The 1,550-nt window shown below is 27.9% G+C and carries 1 protein-coding gene; it reads right to left on the bottom strand.

Annotated elements, in window-relative coordinates:
- Window positions 1–11: 11 nt before the first annotated feature.
- Window positions 12–1,451 carry an IS4 family transposase gene (locus MTBBW1_RS27135; protein WP_080810117.1) on the bottom strand — a complete coding sequence of 480 codons (1,440 nt, stop codon included), beginning with the start codon at window positions 1,449–1,451 and terminating at the stop codon, window positions 12–14.
- Between the last annotated feature and the right edge of the window lie 99 nt (window positions 1,452–1,550).

Genomic DNA, 1,550 nt, shown 5'->3' with positions numbered 1-1,550 from the left:
TACGCATCAAGCTAAGCTGCTTTGTCAAATACAAATAACTGAATTAACTCATTTTCTTTGACATCATCATTTTGAAAACTATCCATATAAGAAATACTATCTTGTATCAATTGCTGAATAGTTTTTCGCTTTCTTTTCTGTTTGCATAATATGCTTGATGAATCTTTTTCTATTTTTTTTAACAAAATATTTAATTCGTTATTACAAATAGCTTTTTCTAAACGATTCATTCTTTTGAGCCAATTAATAATCTTATGAAAAGACACCTCTTTTTTATAATATTTTGTAGTATACCAGGATATATAGCTATAAATCATAGTCATAATCACAATTAGAATTAAACGTCCATATAGTATGCATTGTATACGTTCATTTACTGTGCCCTTCAAAATTTCAATATTAAGCAATGATTTCCAATTCTTAAAAATTAGCTCAATCTCCCATCTTAAACGATATATTGTACCTATTATTTTAGAGTCCCATACTGATCTGCAAACATTTGTTATAAAGATGCCGAATGATAGCCATTTTAAGTATTCTTCAGATAGTTGCTTTCCTTTCTTTTTAGCATTTTTTTTTGCTTTTCTACGACGTTCGTTTACTATTTCTTCTGGAAGCTTATATGCTATCAGACGCACACCTAATTTCTGTACACCAATATACACATTTAAGTCAATTACTGATTGATCTTCATAATACTTATTAAGATAATCTACTAAATTTATTGGTAACGAGTCTTTATCATTTGACAAATAAACATTTACTCCTTTCTTAAAACGACTTAGGTAATATGCAGATTTATTTGTAATTTCAAATAAAGAATCAATCGAAAAGTATCCAAGATCTCTTATCACAAGATCATTTTTATCCACATGATCCAATATGCCTTTTTCTGATTGATCTGGTTGATTTCCTGGACTTATTGAAATATTTTCTACTGTTTTATCCTTAAAATCATATATTAAATTTAGTTTCAAAGATGCTTTGCTTGCACTACCACCAGAACCAGGGAATTTATCAGCAAGCTTTTGATTTAATTCTATTTTAGTACTGTCTTCAAAAAATATACTTTCAAAATCATCTAATAAATCTATAGATAGCTTTGAGCCTATTGATTCTAAATTTTTTTTTACCGCCAGGTTAAACACTTCTTTTAAATATTCAACTGACTCATTTTTATTTATACGCTGAGCAAGGGCTTGAGGACTAACTCTTGCATTTGGGTTTAATTCAAACAATATGTCACACAAGCCTTCTAAGCTTTCTAAACTATTTTCTAAAAATCCAAGTGTCATTAATTTTATAAAATCATCACCTTTGATTTTGCTTGTAGATCTTTGTATAAAACCTACTTCTTTAGCAAGCTGATTCAACCCTTCTGAATCAAAAAGTTCTTCTATTTTTTGTTCAACTTTGTCTCTTTTGTCTTCAATACTTTCAAATAATTTCATGGGAACATCCTTTCATTTTTATTAAATATTTTATGGTTTATATTTTTATAATATTATAATAAACCAGATGTTCCTATGAAATCAATTCTTAGCTTGATG

Source organism: Desulfamplus magnetovallimortis, assembly GCF_900170035.1.
In the GTDB taxonomy this organism is placed as follows: domain Bacteria; phylum Desulfobacterota; class Desulfobacteria; order Desulfobacterales; family Desulfobacteraceae; genus Desulfamplus; species Desulfamplus magnetovallimortis.
This window is presented reverse-complemented; position numbering and strand designations above follow the sequence as displayed.